Origin of the sequence: Xanthobacter nonsaccharivorans, from assembly GCF_043194755.2 — a bacterium.
In the GTDB taxonomy this organism is placed as follows: Bacteria; Pseudomonadota; Alphaproteobacteria; order Rhizobiales; family Xanthobacteraceae; genus Xanthobacter; species Xanthobacter autotrophicus_G.
Genome location: NZ_CM195526.1, coordinates 56,832 through 72,477, shown reverse-complemented (window position 1 = coordinate 72,477; position 15,646 = coordinate 56,832). Strand labels below are relative to the sequence as shown.

Annotated in this window: 13 protein-coding genes; 12 read left to right on the top strand and 1 reads right to left on the bottom strand. The window is 70.0% G+C overall.

The window, feature by feature from the left end:
* Positions 1-10: 10 nt before the first annotated feature.
* The 8 genes from V5F59_RS00320 to V5F59_RS00285 all read left to right on the top strand — a co-directional run bounded on the left by V5F59_RS00320 (position 11) and on the right by V5F59_RS00285 (position 11,217).
* Positions 11-739 carry an RNA-binding protein gene (locus V5F59_RS00320; protein ID WP_393979231.1) on the top strand — a complete coding sequence of 243 codons (729 nt, stop codon included), beginning with the start codon at positions 11-13 and terminating at the stop codon, positions 737-739.
* Positions 736-3,891, top strand: coding sequence for a translation initiation factor IF-2 (gene infB / locus V5F59_RS00315; RefSeq protein WP_393979229.1), 3,156 nt, complete (start codon positions 736-738; stop codon positions 3,889-3,891). The genes V5F59_RS00320 and infB overlap by 4 nt, the downstream gene beginning before the upstream one ends.
* Positions 3,892-4,241: 350 nt before the next feature.
* Entirely contained in the window at positions 4,242-4,679 is a 438-nt protein-coding gene (gene rbfA, locus V5F59_RS00310; protein ID WP_393979227.1) for a 30S ribosome-binding factor RbfA, read from the top strand.
* Positions 4,676-5,803 carry a tRNA pseudouridine(55) synthase TruB gene (gene truB / locus V5F59_RS00305; protein ID WP_393979225.1) on the top strand — a complete coding sequence of 376 codons (1,128 nt, stop codon included), beginning with the start codon at positions 4,676-4,678 and terminating at the stop codon, positions 5,801-5,803. Before rbfA ends, truB begins: the two co-directional genes overlap by 4 nt.
* 442 nt (positions 5,804-6,245) lie before the next feature.
* Entirely contained in the window at positions 6,246-6,515 is a 270-nt protein-coding gene (gene rpsO, locus V5F59_RS00300) for a 30S ribosomal protein S15 (RefSeq protein ID WP_393979223.1), read from the top strand.
* 241 nt (positions 6,516-6,756) lie between these two features.
* Positions 6,757-8,940, top strand: coding sequence for a polyribonucleotide nucleotidyltransferase (gene pnp, locus V5F59_RS00295; RefSeq protein WP_393979221.1), 2,184 nt, complete (start codon positions 6,757-6,759; stop codon positions 8,938-8,940).
* 500 nt (positions 8,941-9,440) lie between these two features.
* The gene (locus tag V5F59_RS00290) at positions 9,441-10,139 is read left to right on the top strand and encodes an orotate phosphoribosyltransferase (protein WP_393979219.1); all 699 of its coding nucleotides are present in this window, start codon (positions 9,441-9,443) and stop codon (positions 10,137-10,139) included.
* Positions 10,140-10,146: 7 nt separating this feature from the next.
* Positions 10,147-11,217, top strand: coding sequence for a quinone-dependent dihydroorotate dehydrogenase (locus V5F59_RS00285; protein ID WP_393979217.1), 1,071 nt, complete (start codon positions 10,147-10,149; stop codon positions 11,215-11,217).
* Positions 11,218-11,278: 61 nt separating this feature from the next.
* Here the strand turns inward: V5F59_RS00285 and mscL are convergent, their stop codons facing one another.
* Positions 11,279-11,701 carry a large conductance mechanosensitive channel protein MscL gene (gene mscL, locus V5F59_RS00280; RefSeq protein WP_393979759.1) on the bottom strand — a complete coding sequence of 141 codons (423 nt, stop codon included), beginning with the start codon at positions 11,699-11,701 and terminating at the stop codon, positions 11,279-11,281.
* 319 nt (positions 11,702-12,020) lie between these two features.
* On the opposite strand from mscL, the gene fabA reads away from it, so the two are divergent.
* From fabA to V5F59_RS00260, 4 genes are all read left to right on the top strand, one after another.
* Entirely contained in the window at positions 12,021-12,545 is a 525-nt protein-coding gene (gene fabA / locus V5F59_RS00275; RefSeq protein ID WP_393979215.1) for a bifunctional 3-hydroxydecanoyl-ACP dehydratase/trans-2-decenoyl-ACP isomerase, read from the top strand.
* Positions 12,546-12,600: 55 nt separating this feature from the next.
* Positions 12,601-13,818 carry a beta-ketoacyl-ACP synthase I gene (gene fabB / locus V5F59_RS00270; protein WP_393979213.1) on the top strand — a complete coding sequence of 406 codons (1,218 nt, stop codon included), beginning with the start codon at positions 12,601-12,603 and terminating at the stop codon, positions 13,816-13,818.
* A gap of 125 nt (positions 13,819-13,943) precedes the next feature.
* Positions 13,944-14,792 (top strand): enoyl-ACP reductase FabI, encoded by an 849-nt coding sequence (fabI, locus tag V5F59_RS00265; protein ID WP_393979211.1) that lies wholly within the window; start codon positions 13,944-13,946, stop codon positions 14,790-14,792.
* 4 nt (positions 14,793-14,796) lie between these two features.
* Positions 14,797-15,549 (top strand): thioredoxin domain-containing protein, encoded by a 753-nt coding sequence (locus tag V5F59_RS00260; protein ID WP_393979209.1) that lies wholly within the window; start codon positions 14,797-14,799, stop codon positions 15,547-15,549.
* The last annotated feature ends 97 nt before the right edge of the window (positions 15,550-15,646 follow it).

The window sequence follows — 15,646 nt, the reverse complement described above, 5'->3', positions numbered from 1 at the left end:
ATGACCCACGGTGCTCGAAACGCTGGACGAGGACGAGACGGACGGGGGACCCCGCAGCCTTGGGGCTGCACGGGCGCCCTTGTCGCGCCTGTGCCTTGCCACGCGGCGGGTCACCCCGGTCGAGGACATGCTGCGCTTCGTGGCGGGGCCGGACGGCCAGATCGTCCCGGACCTCGCCCGTAGGCTGCCCGGGCGTGGCGCCTGGGTGAGCGCCACGCGCGCCGATCTCGAGACGGCGCTGAAGCGCAAGGCCTTCGGCCGCGCCTTCAAGGGCAAGGGAACCGCCGCGCCGGACCTTGCCGATCTCGTGGATGCGCTTCTCTACAAGGATGCCCGCGCCGCCCTCTCCCTCGCCAACAAGGCGGGCAAGGTGGTGACGGGCGCGACCAAGATCGAGGCGGCCCTCGCCGCCGGCGACGTGCGGGTACTCCTGCACGCCGCGGACGCGCGCCCGGATGGGGTGCGCAAGCTGAATGCCCTCGCACGCCAGGTGGAAAATGCCGGCGCGCGCCCGGTCTCGTTGATCGATTGCTTTCCCGGCATCGAATTGGACTTGGCGTTGGGGCGGTCAAATGTGGTACATGCGGCGCTGCTCGCGCATCCGACGACGGAAGGCTTTCTCGGGCGCTGCCTCAAGCTCTTGCGCTGGCGGACGGGTGCGTCCGGTGGCGAAGGGCATGGGCAGGGCGAGGATCACGCGCATGTCCCCGGCCGGATGCAAGGAACGGATACGGAATGAACGATACGAAGACCCCAGGCGACAAGACGCTGCATCCCGCCCCCGGTAAGACGCTCACCCTGAAGCGCCCGGTGGAGCAGGGCACGGTGCGCCAGAGCTTCAGCCACGGCCGCTCGAAGGCGGTTGTGGTGGAGAAGGTGAAGCGCCGCGTCATCGCCCCAGGTGAACAGGGGCACGCCACTGCCCCAGCGCCGGCGGCCGCCCCCGCCGCGCCGCGTCCGGCCGCCCCCGCCCAGCCGGCGGCTCCGGTCCAGGCCAAGGCGCCCGTGCCGGCTCCTGCCGCGCCGATTTCCGAGGCCAAGGCACCGGCCCCGGCCCCGGTCGCCCCGGCTCCTGCAGCCCCCGTCCCCGCAGCTCCCGAGGCTGCGGCGCCTGCGCCTGTCGCGCCCAGCGCACCCGCTCCCGCCGCCCCGGCCGCCCCGGCCGCTGCCGCTGTGGAAGCGAAGGCTCCGGCCGCGCCCGCCGAGCAGCCGGTCCAGCCCGCGGCTCCCGTTCCGGCCACCCCCGCGGCTCCCGCCGCTCCGGCTCCGGTGGCCGCTGCCCCCGCGCCTGCCCCGGCCGCTCCTGCGGCTCCAGCCCGGCCGGCCGCTCCCGCTCGCCCGGCCGAAGGGTCGCGCTCGACCCCCGCATCCGGGGCGTCGCGTTCCGGCGCTCCGGCCCAGGGCCAGCGCCCCGGCGCGCCCGGCCGTCCCGGCCAGCCGCCGCGTTCCGGTGGCCCCGGCGGCCAGGATCGCCGCGCCGGCGGCCCCGGTGGCCGCCCCGGCCAGCAGCAGCGTCCCGGCGGCTCCGGCGTCGTCCTGCGCACCCTGACCGAGGAGGAGCGCAACGCCCGCGCTTCAGCTCTCGCCGACGCCCGCGTCCGCGAGGTGGAAGAGCGGCGCATGGCCGAGGAACGCCGCGCCGCCGAGGAAGAGGCGCGCCGCCGCGCCGAGCGCGAGCGCGTCGAACGTGCCGAGCGCGAGGCCGCCGAGGCCCGCAAGCGCGAGGAAGAGGCGCGCCGCGCCCAGGAAGAAGAGAAGAAGAAGAAGGCCGAGCAGGAAGCCCGCAAGCGCTTCGGCGAGGACCAGGGCGGTGCCCGTCCCGCCGGCGGCGCCGGCGCCGGTGCGACAGCCGCCCGGCCGCTCACGCCCCGCCCGGCCGGCACCGCCGCCACCCCGACCGAGGGCGGCGAGGACGAGGAACGCCGCGCCGTGCGCCGCGGGCCCGGCGCCCGCCCGGTCGCCCCGGTGAAGGTGCCCCGTGCCCCCGCCGGCCAGGAAAAGCAGCGCGGCCGCCTTACCCTCGTCACCGCCCAGTCGGGCGAGGAGGAGCGGCAGCGCTCGGTGGCGTCGTTCCGCCGCCGCACCCAGCGCATGACCGGCCATCGGCAGCAGGAGAGCAAGGAAAAGATCGCCCGCGAGGTGATCCTGCCCGAGACCATCACCATCCAGGAACTCGCCAACCGCATGTCGGAGCGGGCCGTGGACGTGATCCGCATGCTGATGAAGCAGGGTCAGATGGTGAAGATCACCGACGTGATCGACGCCGACACGGCCGAGCTCATCGCCACCGATCTCGGCCACACGGTGCGCCGCGTGTCGGAATCCGACGTCGAGGAAGGCCTGTTCGACACGCCGGACGAGCTCGAAACCCTCCTGCCGCGCCCGGCCGTCGTGACCATCATGGGCCACGTCGACCACGGCAAGACCTCGCTGCTGGACGCCATCCGCAAGGCCAACGTGGTCTCCGGCGAGGCCGGCGGCATCACCCAGCACATCGGCGCCTACCAGGTGACCTCGCCCTCGGGCAGCAAGATCACCTTCATCGACACCCCCGGCCACGCCGCCTTCACCGCCATGCGCGCCCGCGGCGCCAAGGTGACGGACATCGTGGTGTTGGTGGTGGCGGCCGATGACGGCGTGATGCCCCAGACGGTGGAGGCCATCAATCACGCGCGCGCCGCCAAGGTGCCGCTGATCGTGGCCATCAACAAGATCGACAAGCCCGGCGCCAAGCCGGAGCGGGTGCGGTCCGAGCTGCTCCAGCACGAGGTGCAGGTGGAAAGCATGGGCGGCGAGACGCTCGAGGTGGAGGTGTCCGCCAAGGAGCATCTCAACCTCGACAAGCTGCTCGAGGCCATTGCGCTCCAGTCGGAACTGCTCGACCTGCGCGCCAATCCCGACCGCGCCGCCGAAGGCACCGTGGTGGAAGCCAAGCTCGATCGCGGCCGGGGCCCGGTGGCCACCGTCCTCGTCCAGCGCGGCACCATGCACGTGGGCGACATCGTGGTGGCGGGCGCCGAGTGGGGCCGCGTGCGCGCCCTCATCTCGGACACCGGCTCCAACGTGGACGCGGCCGGCCCGTCCTTCCCGGTGGAGGTGCTGGGCTTCAACGGCACCCCGGAGGCGGGCGACCGCCTCGCCGTGGTGGAGAACGAGGCGCGAGCCCGCGAGATCACCGATTACCGCCAGCGCCAGAAGCGCGAGAAGGCGGCGGCCCGTTCCGCCACCATCCGCGGCTCGCTGGAGCAGATGATGAGCCAGGTGAAGGCTTCGGGGCGGAAGGAATTCCCCCTTATCATCAAGGGCGACGTGCAAGGCTCGGTGGAAGCGATCATCGGCTCGCTGGAGAAGATCGGCAACGACGAGGTGCAGGCCCGCATCATCCATTCCGGCGCGGGCGGCATCAACGAGAGCGACGTGACGCTGGCGGAGACCTCCGGCGCCGCCATCATCGCCTTCAACGTGCGGGCCAACAAGGAAGCCCGCGACGCGGCCGACCGGGCGGGCATCGAGATCCGCTACTACAACATCATCTACGACCTCGTGGATGACGTGAAGAAGGCCATGAGCGGCCTGCTCGCGCCCATCAACCGCGAGACCATGCTGGGCAACGCCCTCATCAAGGAGATCTTCGCGGTCTCCAAGGTGGGCAAGGTGGCCGGCTGCCAGGTCACCGACGGCATCGTGGAACGCGGCCAGCACGTCCGCCTCATCCGCGACAACGTGGTGATCCACGAAGGCAAGCTCGCCACGCTGAACCGCTTCAAGGATGCGGTGAACGTGGTGCACGCCGGCCAGGATTGCGGCATGTCCTTCGAGAACTACCAGGACATGCGCGCTGGCGACGTGATCGAGTGCTACCGCGTCGAGGTGATCCAGCGCTCGCTGTGATCACCCTCCCTTCGGGGATCGCCATCGCCCGGCCGCGGGCCCGACACCGGCTGTCGCCGGCATCGGGTCCCGGACGCCGGAATCCGGGCATATCCGGACCCGGGTATTCCCGGGGGCGGCCCGTGCCGGCTGATGGGCGTGGACGGCCGGCACCGGGCCCGGCGATGACGGGCTGACGAGAGCGGTCCGCGCTCCACCCCCCTCCCCCGCCCGCGGGAGAGGGCAGGATGGCGCGACAGCGGAGCACAAACGGTTTCAACCGGAGCGGCACGGTCCAAATCCGCCCGCTCCATCTTGAAGGAGAAGGTGCCGCGGCCAGGCCGCAGGGCACCGCAGAGGTTTTAAGAACAATGAGACCTGATTCCCGCACGGGGGGCGGCCCCTCCCAGCGCATGCTGCGCGTGGGCGAGCTCGTCCGCCACGCGCTCGCCGAAGTGCTCCAGCGCGGCAACGTCACTGATCCGGTGCTCGCCGGGCACATCATCACCGTGCCCGAGGTGCGCATGTCGCCGGACCTCAAGATCGCCACCTGCTACGTCATGCCCCTGGGCGGCAAGGACATCGCCCCCGTGCTGAAGGCGCTGGACACCAACGCGCGCCGGCTGCGCGGCGAGGTGGCCCGGCGGGTGGAGCTGAAAAGCGTGCCCGAGCTGCGCTTCCGCAAGGACACCTCGTTCGACGAGGGCGCCCGCATGGATGCGCTGCTGCGCTCGCCGGAGGTGCAGCGCGACCTCGATTCCGAGACCCAGTCCGAGACTTCGACCGACAAAGAGACCGACGACGAATGACCGCTCAAGCCGCTGCAACGGCCACTGCCCAGGCTGACGTCCCCGCCGTGGACGCCGCCGCAGATGCCCCCGCGCCCACTGCCCCTGCCGAGACCGGCAAGGCGCCCGGTTCCGCCCGCGAGTCCCGCCCGCCCCGCATCACCCGCGAGCAGGACAACCGCCCCCGCGCGCCCAAGCGCGACCTCGATGGCTGGGTGCTGCTCGACAAGCCCGTAGGCCTCACCTCAACCCAGGCGGTGAGCGTGGTGAAGCGCATCTTCGGGGCGAAGAAGGCGGGCCACGCCGGCACGCTGGACCCGCTGGCTTCCGGCTGCCTGCCCATTGCCTTCGGCGAGGCGACGAAGACCGTCCCCTACGTCATGGACGGGCGCAAGACCTATCGCTTCACCGTGCGCTTCGGCATCGAGACCGACACCGACGACGCCGAGGGCAAGGAGGTCGCCACCTCCGACCTTCGCCCGAGCGACGCCGACATCCTGCAGGCGCTGTCCGCCTTCCGCGGCGAGATCATGCAGGTGCCCCCGGCCTATTCCGCCCTCAAGATCGGCGGCGAGCGCGCCTACGACCTCGCCCGCGACGGCGAGGAGGTGGTGCTGGAGGCCCGCCCGGTGAGCATCTTCCGCATCGATCTCGTGGAGCGGCCCGATGCCGACCACGCGGTGCTGGAGGCCGAGTGCGGGAAGGGCACCTATGTGCGCGCCATCGCCCGCGACCTCGGCCGCATGCTGGGCGCCCGCGGCCACGTCTCGGCCCTCCGCCGGGCCTGCGTCGGCCCCTTCCTGGAAGAGGACCTGGTGCCCCTGGACGAGCTGCGCGAGCGCGCGGAAGCCGGGGAAGAGGCGCTCATGGACGCCCTCGACCCGGTGGCCGTGGCCCTGGAGGAGATCCCCGAGATCACCGTCACCCCGCCCGACGCCCACCGCCTGCGTTGCGGCCAGAGCGTGATCCTGCGCGGGCGGGACGCCCCCATCGTCAAGGGCCACGCCGCCATCTTCTGCCAGGGCGCGCTCATCGCCATCGGCGACGTGGAGGGGGGTGAGATCTACCCCCACCGCGTGTTCAACTGGGCCAAGAAGATCGTGAACCGCGAACCGCGCCCGCCGCGCCGCAGCGACGAAGGCTAGGGCATTTCCGCGTTTCTCCGAATCGCGGAAATGCCCTACCTCTTTGTTCCAGCGCATTTTCTTCACGCGAACCGGTGCCCGGTTCACTCGAAAATGCCCCAGGGCTGACGCCCTCCCGCTGCGACCGCGCGGGAGGGTGAGAACGCCGACACCTGTCGCGGCCGGGCTGCGGCAGGTGGAGCCGGCCCGGAAACATTCCGCTGGTTCCATTGGGAAAATTGTCTATAGTCCGCCGCGCGGACGGTGCCCTGGAGCACGCGCGCTCGGCTTCAATAACAGGCGGGGCGGGCGTTTTCCGATGAAAAGGGCGCCGCCTTCCGTGTTTCAGGTTCGACCGTGCTGGACGACATCCCGGCCCGGCCGAGCGGAAGCCTCGTGAAACCCGTCCGGCGGCGCCGGCGAGGGGGCTTCCAAAGTGCACTCTCGTTGAAAGGACAGACCGATGTCGATCACGGCAGAGCGCAAGCAGGCGCTCATCAAGGATTATGGCACCAAGGACGGCGACACCGGTTCGCCGGAAGTGCAGGTGGCGATCCTCACCGAGCGGATCTCCAACCTCACCGGCCACTTCAAGTCCCATCACAAGGACAACCACTCGCGCCGCGGGCTCCTGAAGCTCGTTTCGCAGCGCCGCAGCCTTCTCGACTATCTGAAGAAGAAGGACGAGGGCCGCTACAAGACCCTCATCGAGCGTCTCGGCATCCGTCGCTGACGCCACCACCCGGCGCTCGCCCCAGGCGGGCGGGCGCCGCGCGTGCCCTCCGATGACCAGGAGGCACGCCTGACGCAGCAGGCATGGGGCCGGCTGCGGGTCCGCGAACGAAGGACGAGTCATGGCAGGATCGCCGGACGCTACCGTCGGAGCCCCCTCGTGAGGGTGCGGCTTCGCGCGGCGCGTCCGGCCGTCTTGCTCATGGCTCCCCGTCTTCGCGCCATCTAGAAAAGAGCAAGACATGTTCGACATCCATCGCGAAGAGCTCGACTGGGGTGGCCGCACCCTCACCCTCGAGACCGGCAAGATGGCCCGCCAGGCCGACGGCTCCGTGCTCGCCACCTATGGCGACACCAAGGTGCTCGCCACCGTCGTCGCGGCGAAGGAGCCCAAGCCCGGCCAGGACTTCTTCCCCCTCACGGTGAACTACCAGGAGAAGACCTACGCCGCCGGCCGCATCCCCGGCGGCTACTTCAAGCGCGAGGGCCGTCCGAGCGAGAAGGAGACGCTGGTCTCCCGCCTCATCGACCGCCCCATCCGCCCGCTCTTCCCGGACGGATTCAAGTGCGACACCCAGGTGATCGTCACCGTGCTGGCGCATGACCTAGAGAACGATCCCGACGTGGTCGCCATGGTCGCCGCCTCCGCCGCCCTCACCCTCTCGGGCATCCCCTTCATGGGCCCGGTGGGCGCCGCGCGCGTCGGCTTCATCGACAACGAATATGTGCTGAACCCCACCGTCGACGAGGTCAAGGAAAGCGCCCTCGAGCTGGTGGTCGCCGGCACGGGCGATGCCGTCCTCATGGTGGAATCGGAAGCCAAGGAGCTGCCCGAGGAGATCATGCTCGGCGCGGTGATGTTCGGCCACCGCCACTTCCAGCCGGTGATCGAGGCCATCATCAAGCTGGCCGAGAAGGCCGCCAAGGAGCCCCGCGCGTTCGCGCCGCAGGACGTCTCCGAGATCGAGGCCAAGGTGAAGGAGATCGCCGAGCACGATCTGCGCGCCGCCTACAAGATCAAGCAGAAGCAGGACCGCTACGCCGCCGTCGGCGCCGCCAAGGCCAAGGTGAAGAAGTATTACGAGGAGCTCGCCATCGGCGGCACCTCCGTGCCGAACCCGCAGGTGGTCTCCGAGGTGTTCAAGGCGCTCGAGGCCTCCATCGTGCGCTGGGCCATCCTCGACGACGGCATCCGCATCGACGGCCGCGACGTGCGCACCGTGCGCCCGATCGTCTCCGAGGTCGGCATCCTGCCGCGCGCCCACGGCTCCGCGCTGTTCACCCGCGGCGAGACGCAGGCGCTGGTCGTCGCCACCCTCGGCACCGGCGAGGACGAGCAGTTCATCGACAGCCTGGAAGGCACCTACAAGGAGCACTTCCTGCTGCACTACAACTTCCCGCCCTTCTCCGTGGGCGAGACCGGCCGCATGGGCTCCCCCGGCCGCCGCGAGATCGGCCACGGCAAGCTCGCCTGGCGCGCCATCCACCCCATGCTGCCGGCCAAGCACGAGTTCCCCTACACCCTGCGCGTGGTGTCGGAGATCCTCGAGTCCAACGGCTCGTCCTCCATGGCCACCGTCTGCGGCTCCTCGCTGGCCCTGATGGACGCCGGCGTGCCGCTGCGCCGCCCGGTGGCGGGCATCGCCATGGGCCTCATCCTCGAGGGCGAGAAGTTCGCCGTGCTCTCCGACATCCTCGGCGACGAGGACCACCTCGGCGACATGGACTTCAAGGTGGCCGGCACGGAGCAGGGCGTGACCTCGCTCCAGATGGACATCAAGATCGCCGGCATCACCGAGGAGATCATGAAGGTCGCCCTCACCCAGGCGAAGGACGGCCGCATCCACATCCTCGGCGAGATGGCGAAGGCCCTCACCACCGCCCGCGCCGAGCTGGGCGAGCATGCCCCGCGCATCGAGGTGATGAAGATCGCCGTGGACAAGATCCGCGAAGTGATCGGCTCCGGCGGCAAGGTGATCCGCGAGATCGTCGAGAAGACCGGCGCCAAGATCAACATCGAGGACGACGGCACCATCAAGATCGCCTCTGCCAACGGCGACAGCATCAAGGCCGCCATCAACTGGATCAAGTCCATCGCTTCCGAGCCGGAAGTGGGCCAGATCTATGAGGGCACCGTGGTGAAGGTGGTGGACTTCGGCGCCTTCGTGAACTTCTTCGGCTCCAAGGACGGCCTCGTGCACGTGTCCCAGCTCGCCAGCGAGCGCGTGGCCAAGCCCTCCGACGTCGTCAAGGAAGGCGACAAGGTGAAGGTGAAGCTCATGGGCTTCGACGAGCGCGGCAAGACCCGCCTGTCCATGAAGGTGGTGGACCAGACCACCGGCGAGGACCTCGAGGCCAAGGCCAAGGCCGAGCGCGAGGCCCAGCGCGCCGCCGGCTCCGACGGCGAGGCCGGCGCGGCGGAGTGATCCGCCGGGCCCCGGCCCGCGACACCCGATGACCGACGGGCGGCCGAAGGGCCGCCCGTTTTCGTTTGGCAAGACCCAACGCAATCCCAGGCTTGTCATTGATGATCGCGCACGTCCCGTTCAGCGAGCGCTGGCGGGTCGGCGCCGGCACAGGGGCCGGAGTGGCGTGGGGCGGCCGAAGGTCCGCCCAGGGGATCGCAGCCCGATAAAATGGGGCGGGAGCAACCTTGAGCCGAGGGGGCGCGCTTGCAGGGCGGGCGTCGGGCTTTTAAAGCAGAGCCTGCTGGCATGCTTCGCGCCTCTTGAGACAGGCAGACGGGTTTCATGATCGACCGGAAGACCGCGCCCGTGAGCGCCCGCGCGAAAGGTCCCTGCGGCCTCGGCGCCCGGGGGCCGATCCGGGGACGCCTCGACCGACACGATGCATGCCGCCATCCACGACGGGATCCGCCTGTCGTTCGATTGTAATACCGCCCCTTCAGCGTCCGAGGCCCCCTCTCATGTCGAACGTCCCGGCTTTCACCGACAAGGCCACCATCGCCGAGCAGACCGCGCGCATGCTGCTGGAGGTGGAGGCGGTGCGTTTCTCCTCGGGCGAGCCCTTCATCTTCACGTCCGGCTGGGCGAGCCCGGTCTATATCGACTGCCGCCGCCTCATCTCCTTCCCCCGCGTGCGCCAGACGCTGGTGGACTTCGCCATCGCCACCCTCTACCGCGAGGTCGGCTACGAGCAGTTCGACACGGTGGCCGGCGGCGAGACGGCGGGCATCCCCTTCGCCGCCTGGGTGGCGGACCGGCTGATGCTGCCCATGCAGTATGTGCGCAAGAAGCCCAAGGGCTTCGGCCGCAACGCCCAGATCGAGGGCCACCTCGCCCCCGGCCAGCGCGTGCTGCTGGTGGAGGACCTCACCACCGACGGCCGCAGCAAGGTCAATTTCGTCAACGCCCTGCGCGAGGCGGGCGCCGAGTGCTCCCACTGCTTCGTCTTCTTCTATTACGACATCTTCTCCGAGGCGGCGGGCATCCTGGACGGCGCCGGCCTCTCCCTGCACCGGCTCGCCACCTGGTGGGACGTGCTGGCGGCGGTGAAGACCATGAACCGCTTCGAATCCACGCAGATCGCCGAGATCGAGTCCTTCCTCCACGATCCCCACAGCTGGTCGAAGGCCCACGGCGGCACCGCCACCACCGGCGAGTGACGCCGAAATGGACCTCTACGCCCTTGCCCGGCCGTTCCTGCGCTTCGTCTCGCCGGAGCGGGCCCATGGCCTCGCCATCCGCGCGCTGAAGAGCCCCCTCGTCCCGGACCTGTCCGGCGCGGACGATCCGGTTCTGGCGACGCGGGTGTGGGGCATTCCCTTTCCCAATCCGGTGGGGCTGGCGGCAGGGTTCGACAAGCATTGCGAGGTGCCGGACGCGCTCATCAGGCTCGGCTTCGGCTTCGTCGAGGCCGGCACGGTGACGCCCCGCCCGCAGCCGGGCAATCCCCTGCCGCGCCTGTTCCGGCTGGACGAGGACGAGGCGGTGATCAACCGCTTCGGCTTCAACAGCGAGGGGCTCGCCCCCTTCGTCTACCGCCTGGGAAAGCGCCGCAGCGCGGGCGCCACGGGCATCGTCGGCGCGAACGTGGGGAAGAACAAGGAGAGCGAGGACGCGCTGGAGGATTACGCCGCCGGCGTTTCCGCCACCTGCCGGCTCGCCGATTACATCGTCTGCAACGTCTCCTCGCCCAACACGCCCGGCCTTCGGGCCCTGCAGGCGCGTGCGGAGATGGAGGCGCTCCTCGCCCACGTGCTGGCGGTGCGAAACGCCTCCATCCCCGATCCGGTGGGCCGGCCGCCGCTGCTGGTGAAGGTGGCGCCCGACCTGGACGACGCGGCGCTGGCCGACGTGGCGCAGGTGGCGCTCGAAACCGGGGTGGACGGCATCGTCATGGGCAACACCACCCTCTCGCGCCCCGAGAGCCTGCAGAGCCCGCACAAGGCCGAGGCCGGCGGCCTCTCCGGCAAGCCGCTGATGGCGCTCTCCACCGAGCGGCTCGCCACGCTCTACAGGATGGTGGACGGCAAGCTGCCCCTCATCGGGGTGGGCGGCATCGCCTCGGGGGCGGACGCCTATGCCAAGATTCGCGCCGGGGCGAGCCTGGTGCAGTTTTATTCCATGCTGGTGTTCGGCGGCCCCGGCCTCGTCGGCCGCATCAAGGCGGACCTCGCCGCGCGGCTCAAGGCCGACGGCTTCGCCTCGGTGGCCGACGCGGTGGGCGCGGACATCCGCTGAGCGGTCCCGCGCCGGGTTTCCGCAGGCGGTCCGGCATCCGCCGGGGCGATCCTGCCGGGGGTCAGGGTTGCGCCGGGCGCTGGGCCAGAAGGTCGCGGATCTCGGTCAGCAGAACCTCGGTCCGCGTCGGAGCGGCCGGCGGCTTGTCCGCTTCCTTGCGCCGGAGCGTGTTGATGCCGCGCACCACCAGGAACAGCACCGCCGCGACGATCATGAAGTTGATGGCGATGGTGATGAAGGCCCCGTAGGCCAGCACCGCGCCCTGCTTCTTGGCGTCCACCAGGTTCTCGGCCGTGACCGCCTTCGAGAGCGGTATGAAATGATTGGAGAAATCGAGCCCGCCGGTGACCGCGCCGATGACCGGCATGAACACGTCGCCCACCAGCGAGGTGACGATGTTGCCGAAGGCGGCGCCGATGATCACGCCGACGGCGAGGTCCACCACATTGCCGCGGACCGCGAACTCCTTGAATTCATTCAGTATCGCCATCCTCTGCTCCCTCGGCCCGCTGCCGGGCGATCCTGCCCGGCTCCCGCGCGCCGCCATGCTACGACAGAAATCCGGGATCCGGACACCATCCTGAACCGGGCGCGGGCTGGCCTCTCGCGCCGCGGCAGCGCGGCGGGGGCGTATCGGCTCCGGCCGCTGCGGCAAGTTCTGCGCGCCGTGACGCTTTCATGACTTTGAGCGCGCCCCTGCCTATGTTAGGGAGTGCCGCCGCCGGTCACGGGGGCGGGCTTCACGGCTCTATCGTAACCACCTGCGGGCCCTGTCCCGCAGCAGAACGGCGACACAAGCGAGAATGGCGGACCGGCAGACCAGCTTCGAGTATGAGGATCTCCTCGCGTGTGGACGTGGCGAGCTGTTCGGGGCCGGTAACGCGCAACTGCCCCTGCCGCCCATGCTGATGTTCGATCGCATCTCCGCGATCTCGGAGACCGGCGGCGAGTTCGGCAAGGGCATGGTGCGGGCCGAGCTCGACGTGAACCCGGACCTCTGGTTCTTCGGCTGCCACTTCAAGGGCGACCCGGTGATGCCGGGCTGCCTCGGCCTCGACGCCCTGTGGCAGATGGTGGGCTTCTTCCTCGGCTGGCTGGGCTCGTCGGGCCGCGGCCGGGCGCTGGGCCTCGGGGAGCTGAAGTTCTCCGGCCAGGTGCTGCCGAACGTGAAGAAGGTGGTCTACGGCGTGGAGCTGAAGCGGGTGATGCGCTCCAAGCTCGTGCTCGGCATCGCCGACGGATGGCTCGCGGCCGACGATCAGGTGATCTACCGGGCCAAGGATCTGAAGGTGGGCCTGTTCCAGGCCGAGGCGGCACCAGGCGCCTGACAAGGCGCTGCCACGATTCGTGGCCATGGTGGTGCATTCCAACTGAGGAAGTGACATGCGGCGCGTCGTCGTCACCGGGATGGGCATCGTCTCGTCCATCGGCAACTCCACGCAGGAGGTTCTCGCGAGCCTCCGCGAGGCCAGAAGCGGCATCTCCTTCGCGGAGGACCAGGCCAAGCTCGGCTTCCGCTCCCAGGTGCAAGGCGCGCCGACCCTGAACGCGGAAGAGGTGGTGGACCGCCGCGCCATGCGCTTCCACGGCGGCGGCACCGCCTGGAACCACGTGGCCATGGACCAGGCCATCCGCGACGCCGGCCTCGAGCCGCACGAGATCTCCAACGAGCGCACCGGCCTCATCATGGGCTCGGGCGGCAGCTCCACGAAGACCATCGTCGAAGCGGCGGACATCACCCGCGAGAAGGGGCCCAAGCGCGTCGGCCCGTTCGCGGTGCCCAAGGCCATGGGCTCCACCGCCTCAGCGACCCTGTCCACCTGGTTCAAGATCAAGGGCCTGAGCTATTCCATCTCGGCCGCCTGCGCGACCACCAACATCTGCATCGGCAACGCCTACGAGCTGATCCAGTACGGCAAGCAGGACATGATCTTCGCCGGCGGCTGCGAGGACCTGCACTGGACGCTCTCCGTGCTGTTCGACGGCATGGGCGCCATGTCGTCCAATTTCAACGACCGCCCGCAGGTCGCCTCCCGCGCCTATGACAAGAACCGGGACGGTTTCGTCATCTCCGGCGGCGCGGGCGTGCTGGTGCTCGAGGAGCTGGAGCACGCCAAGGCGCGCGGCGCCCGCATCTATGCGGAGATCGCCGGCTATGGCGCCACCTCCGACGGAGCCGACATGGTGGCCCCCTCGGGCGAGGGCGCGGCGCGGGCCATGAAGCTCGCCATCGCCGGCCTCAAGGCGCCCATCGACTACATCAACCCGCACGCCACCTCGACCCCCATCGGCGACCTGAAGGAGATCGAGGCGATCCGCGAGGTGTTCGGCGCCAAGTGCCCGCCCATCTCGGCGACCAAGTCGCTCACCGGCCACTCCCAGGGCGCCACCGGCGTGCACGAGGCCATCTATTCCATCCTCATGATGCAGAACGGCTTTATCGCCGAGAGCGCCAATATCGAGGAAATGGACCCGGCCTTCGCCGACATGCCCATCGTCCGCGAGCGGGTGGACAATGCCAGCCTCGGCCACGTGCTCTCCAACGGCTTCGGCTTCGGCGGCACCAATGCATGCCTCGTCCTCAAGCATGTGGACGCCTGACGGCGGCGGCGCGGACGGACATGCCCGAGCGGCATGTCAGGCTTGGTCATGAAAGGTGAGGCGCGACGCCATAGTGTCGCGCCCTAAGCTCTGCTATCGGCGTTTCAGGCGCGAGAGGGTGCGGAATGCAGGACCTGATGAAAGGCAAGCGGGGCTTGGTGATGGGCGTCGCCAACGACCATTCCATCGCCTGGGGCATCGCCAAGTCGCTTGCGGCCCAGGGCGCGGAGCTTGCCTTCACCTATCAGGGGGACCAGGTGGCCAAGCGGGTGAAGCCGCTGGCCGAGAGCGTCGGCTCCTCCATTCTCCTGCCCTGCGACGTGGAAGACCTCGGCAGCGTCGACGCGGTGTTCGCCGCATTGAAGGAGCGCTGGGGCAGCATCGATTTCCTGGTCCACGCGGTGGCCTTCTCCGACAAGTCGGAGCTGAAGGGCCGCTATGCGGACACCAGCCGGGAGAACTTCTCCCGCACCATGATCATCTCCTGCTTCTCCTTCACGGAGATTGCCAAGCGCGCCGCGGCCCTGATGCCCAACGGCGGCTCGCTCATCACCCTCACCTATGGCGGCTCCACCCGGGTGATGCCAAACTACAACGTGATGGGCGTGGCCAAGGCGGCGCTGGAAGCGTCCGTGCGCTATCTGGCGGCGGATTTCGGCCCCGTGGGCATCCGCGTGAACGCATTGTCCGCCGGCCCGGTGCGGACCCTGGCCGGCGCGGGCATCGCCGACGCGCGGCTGATGTTCAACTACCAGAAGCGCCACGCGCCGCTGCGCCGCACCGTCTCCATCGAGGAGGTGGGCGGTTCGGCCCTCTACCTGCTGTCCGACCTGTCGGCGGGGGTGACGGGCGAGATCCACTTCGTGGATTCCGGCTACAACATCATCTCCATGCCGCACCCCGACGTCCTGAAGGCGCAGGAGGATGCGGAGGCCAAGCTGGCCGCCGACGCCCCGGTGAAGGCCGCCGAATAGGCCCATGCGCCGCGGCCGCCGCCCTGGAAAGGCGCTCCCGGAGGACACGTCCGCCCGGGACGCGAGCGGCCAGAACGCGCGCGCCGGGGGCCTCACCCGCCGCGCCGTGATCGGCGTCGCCGTTGCCGCTCCCCTCTCCTTGCCCGTCATCGCATCTCTGTCTGCTCCGGTCCTGGCGCAAGCGGCGGCACCGGGCGCGGCGGCCGAGCCGCTGCCGACCGGCGAGCCGGTCGGCCCGGAAGCGAAGGCGCTCCTCACGTCCATGCCCGGCAAGGCGGTGATGGGGACCAGGCTGCCGCCGCTCGTCACCGAGCTGGTGGACTTCAACGCCCCCGACTGGCGCCGCTCCGCCCGCGACATGCGCGATCTCCTCGCCGGCGATCCGCGCCTCGCCTATGCGGTGGTGATGGCCCCGCGCCTCGACGTGGGCTCGGTGGAGGCGGCGCGCGTCGCGCTCGCCGTCCTCACCATGGAGCCCCTGCGCTTCCCACCCTTCTACGAGGCCCTCGCGCAGACCGAAGGCGCCATCGACGGTGTGAAGGCGCTGGGCGTGGTGCGCGCCGCCGGCATGGACCACTACAAGGTCTTCAAGGCCTCCAACCAGCCGGAGGTGACCGCCAGCCTGACCCGCGCCGTGGAGCTGTCCTCCGCCCTGCGCCTGCTGGACCCGCCAGCCTATGTGATCGGCAACACCCTTTGGGCCGGCTACCTCGACCTGCCGCGCAAGCGGGCGCTGATCGCCGCCGCGCGGAACTAGAGGCACCCGCTGCAGCCGGGCGCCGCTGTCGCCGGAGCCCGCGCCGGCCAGCGCGCATCCCCTAAAGTCAGAGGGCAAGCCACCGATCAAATTGATT

Excerpts from the sequence above, each read along its gene's own strand:
- V5F59_RS00260 (WP_393979209.1), top strand. The coding sequence starts at position 14,797 with ATGCGCCGCGGCCGCCGCCCTGGAAAGGCGCTCCCGGAGGACACGTCC.
- rbfA (WP_393979227.1), top strand. The coding sequence starts at position 4,242 with ATGAGACCTGATTCCCGCACGGGGGGCGGCCCCTCCCAGCGCATGCTG.
- fabA (WP_393979215.1), top strand. The coding sequence starts at position 12,021 with ATGGCGGACCGGCAGACCAGCTTCGAGTATGAGGATCTCCTCGCGTGT.
- infB (WP_393979229.1), top strand. The coding sequence starts at position 736 with ATGAACGATACGAAGACCCCAGGCGACAAGACGCTGCATCCCGCCCCC.
- fabI (WP_393979211.1), top strand. The coding sequence starts at position 13,944 with ATGCAGGACCTGATGAAAGGCAAGCGGGGCTTGGTGATGGGCGTCGCC.
- pnp (WP_393979221.1), top strand. The coding sequence starts at position 6,757 with ATGTTCGACATCCATCGCGAAGAGCTCGACTGGGGTGGCCGCACCCTC.
- fabB (WP_393979213.1), top strand. The coding sequence starts at position 12,601 with ATGCGGCGCGTCGTCGTCACCGGGATGGGCATCGTCTCGTCCATCGGC.
- V5F59_RS00285 (WP_393979217.1), top strand. The coding sequence starts at position 10,147 with ATGGACCTCTACGCCCTTGCCCGGCCGTTCCTGCGCTTCGTCTCGCCG.
- rpsO (WP_393979223.1), top strand. The coding sequence starts at position 6,246 with ATGTCGATCACGGCAGAGCGCAAGCAGGCGCTCATCAAGGATTATGGC.
- truB (WP_393979225.1), top strand. The coding sequence starts at position 4,676 with ATGACCGCTCAAGCCGCTGCAACGGCCACTGCCCAGGCTGACGTCCCC.
- V5F59_RS00290 (WP_393979219.1), top strand. The coding sequence starts at position 9,441 with ATGTCGAACGTCCCGGCTTTCACCGACAAGGCCACCATCGCCGAGCAG.